General features: G+C 67.1%; 2 protein-coding genes. Both read right to left on the reverse strand.

Annotated elements, in window-relative coordinates; genetic code table 11:
• Positions 1–2,391 (reverse strand): type II secretion system secretin GspD (gspD, locus tag D7Y21_RS40685; RefSeq protein WP_121718575.1); only part of this gene is annotated, 2,391 nt, incomplete at its 3' end.
• Positions 2,392–2,419: 28 nt separating this feature from the next.
• Positions 2,420–3,334, reverse strand: coding sequence for a type II secretion system protein GspC (gene gspC, locus D7Y21_RS40690; protein WP_199735599.1), 915 nt, complete (start codon positions 3,332–3,334; stop codon positions 2,420–2,422).
• Positions 3,335–3,482 lie beyond the last annotated feature (148 nt).

Consider the following 3,482-nt stretch of genomic DNA (forward strand, 5'->3'; position numbering starts at 1 on the left):
GGCCGGGGAGCCGGCCGGACGGATGACGCGCTCGTTGGCCGTGCCGCTGCCGCCGTTCTCCACCCGTTTCTCTTCCTTGATGACGGCCTGGTTCATGCGCGACAGGGGGCCGGGCTTGCGGCTGAAGTCCACCGCGACGTCGTAGCCGGGGACCTGGCCGTAGAACTGCTCCACGAACTGCTGCCGCTCCTTCATCTTGCGCTCGAAGATGCGACGGAAGTCCTCCTGGCCACGGATGATGTAGGGCGTCAGGAAGAGCAGCAGGTTCGTCTTCGTCTTGCGGCGCGTGGTGTCGCGGAACAGGTGGCCCAAGAGGGGGATGTCACCCAGCACCGGCACCTTGGAGACGGACTCCAGCGTGCGGTCCTGCATGATGCCGCCAATCACCACCGTCTCCATGTCCTTGGCGATGACCGTCGTCTTCGCGCTGCGCTTGGACGTCGTGGGGCCCAGGACGGGGTCCGAGGAGGCGATCTCCTCCGTCTGCTCGGTGATGACGAGGCGGATGAAGTCGCTCTCGTTGATCTGCGGCTTGACGGTGAGCTTCAGCTCCACGTTCTGGCGGGTGATGGGCGCGTACAGCGAGCCCAGGCCGCCCAGTGAGCCCAGCAGCGAGGCCTGCACGCCGTTGGCGCCGGTGCCGGTGCCGCCGAGCGAGCTGCCCAGCGCGGACGGGGTGAAGCCGGACTGGAAGGGCACGTTCTGGCCCACCGTGATTTCGGCCTCCTCGTTGTCGCTGGTGAGCAGGTGCGGCGTGGACAGCACGTTCACGTCGGACGACTGCTGCATGGCGTTGAGCACCACTCCGAAGGCCGGGATGTCGATGCCCAGGTTCTTGAGCTCCGGCAGGACGGGGCCCTGGATGCCGGCGAGGAAGCCGCCCATGCTGGCCAGGTTCGCCAGGGAGAAGGACGGGGGCACGCCGCCGCCGGAGTAGTTGGTGCCGAGGATGCCGGGGATGGCTCCGTCATCCGTCTTGAGGCTGAAGCCCTGGTGGAAGTTGATGCCGAACTCGCTGTTGCGGTCCAGGTTCACTTCCATGATCACCGCCTCCACGAACACCTGGCGGCGCGGCTGATCCAGCTGCTGGATGATCTGGACGATGTTCTTGTAGTCACCCTGGCTGGCGACGATGACCAGCGAGTTGGTGCCCTTGTCCGCCGAAATCTTCACCTCGCCGCTGAACAGCTCCGCGGCCTGGGCGGGCGCGCGCGGCAGGCCCTGCGGCTGCTGCGGGATGGGGCCGCGCTGGGGGCGGTTGGCGGTGCCCTGCGCGAGCGACTGGAGCGTGCTGGCCAGCTCCTCCGAGTTGGCGTTCTCCAGCGGGTAGACGTTGATCTTGTTGCCGCTGCCAGACGGGATGTCCACCTCGCGCACCAGGTCCTGGATGCGGCCGAAGGCGGCGGGGCTGGCCACGATGATGAGCTTGTTGGTGCGCTCGTCCGGGATGATCTGCGACAGCGTGACAACGCCGCCCGACTCCGTGCCGCCGGCGACGCCTTCCGTGCCCGGAGGAGGCTGGCCGGGGGCGCCCTGCGTGAAGTTGCCGGGGCGCTGACCCGCGCGGCCGCCCGCGCCGGCCTTGGCTTCAAAGAGCTTCTGGATGGTGTTGGCCACGTCCTGCGCGGTGGCGTACTGCACCTGGATGATGCGCATCTCGTCGCTGGAGGAGCGGCTGTCCAACTGGTTGATGAGGCGCTCCAGGCGGTGGATGTTGGAGCCCACGTCGTTGACGATGATGGTGTCCGGCGGGTACGGGATGGTGTCGCCGTCCTTGGACACGAGCTGCTGGAGGACGCCGCGCAGCGGCTCCACCTCCACGTACTTGATCTTGAACAGCTTGGTGACCATCTGCTCGTTCGTCGTGTACGGGGTGTCCTCGTCCACGATGGTCGGGATGGGGTTCTGCTTCGCCGAGCGCTTGTCGACGATCTTCAGGAAGCGGCCGTACGGGTAGACGGCCAGCCCGTTCGCGTCGAGCGCGGCGAGGAACGCGGAGTAGAACGAGTCCGCGTCCACCTCCACGCGGCCGTTCTCCGGGCCGATGATGGAGATCTTCCCGCGCACGTTCTCCGGGAGGATGAACGTGCGGCAGGTGGCGTCCGACACGGTCTGGACGAGCTTCTCGATGTCCACCTTGTCGAAGTAGATGCCGTAGCGCGCGTTGCGCCGGGCCTGCTCGCACGTGGGTGTCTGGCGGGGGCCCTGGTTCTCGGCGGGCGCGGCGCTGCCTTCGCCCTGCGGGGTGATGGTTCGGCCACGGTCACGGTCCCCCGGGGTCGCGGGAGCGGGGGCCGGGGTGCCGGGCTGTGTAGGACGGCGCTGGGCCCACGCGGGAACGGAGAGCGCGAGGCACAGGCAGAGCATCCAGGACGGGAGCGTCGTCTTCATGGAGGAGCGGGCGCTTTGACGGGGGTGTTTAACGGACGTTGTAGGATTTGCGGATCGGCGCGCCGTTGCGCTCGATCTCGATCTCGATACGGGAGGAGTCCTTCAGCTTCGAGTAGATCTCCAGCGCCTTCTCGGGGCTGTTCATGTCGAAGCCGTTGATGCGGCGGATGACGTCACCGTTCTGGACGCCGATCTTCGAATAGATGCTGTCCGGGCGGATGGAGAACAGCTTGAAGCCCACCGCCTGGCCGTCCTTGAAGGCCGGCACGATGCGCGCCTGCATCGCCACGTCGTTGAGGTTGCTCAACGTCTTGTCGATTTCGGCCTTGGGGACTTCGTACTCGTTCTCACCGGTGGACTTGATGCCGTTGCCCAGGTTGTTGGTCGGGGTGGCGGTGGGCGCCACGGGGGGCGGGGTGTAGGCGGCGACGGCGCCGTCACCGGGCTGCCCGTCGATGAACTCGCGGCGGCCGTTGTTGTTGATGATCACGCGCTCGCGTTCGATCTCCATGACGGTGGCGCCCATCAGGCTGTTGCCGATCATGTACGTCTGCGAACGCTGCGTGTTCATGTCCTGGATGGACGCGAAGGACCAGTCCGGGTTGGCCGCGACGAGCGTGCCCAACAGCTTCACGCGCAGGCCGCTCTTGGCCGGCGGGGCGTTGGCGTCGAACTCCGGCGACGTGGGCGGCTCCCTCACCGCGACCTCTTCCGCGGGCAGCTTCACACCGGTGAGGCGCGACAGACGCTCCGCGTCGATGGTGGCCAGGCCGCTGTCCGCGGCGTGGGTGCGCTGCGCGACGCGGGCGGGAGCCTCGGACGCGGGCGCGGGGGAGATGGAGGATTCGACGAACAGGTTCACCGTGCGCGCCGCCAACAGGGCGACGAGCAGGATGAACAACAGGTTCACGCTCCAGAAGTACTTGCGAAAGAAGAGTTCCATCACGCTTCCGGGAGAAAGCCAGCCCCAGATGGGACCTTGAGCAAGGCAGGTGCCATCGCTGGGCGGGCGTCAAACCCACGACTTACGGCCAAGTCCTTGAAATTATTTCGGAATAGGACGGGGCCCCGGCCAGGGGGGCGGCCGGGAC

The sequence above is a fragment of the Corallococcus sp. AB045 genome, assembly GCF_003668895.1.
GTDB lineage: Bacteria > Myxococcota > Myxococcia > Myxococcales > Myxococcaceae > Corallococcus > Corallococcus coralloides.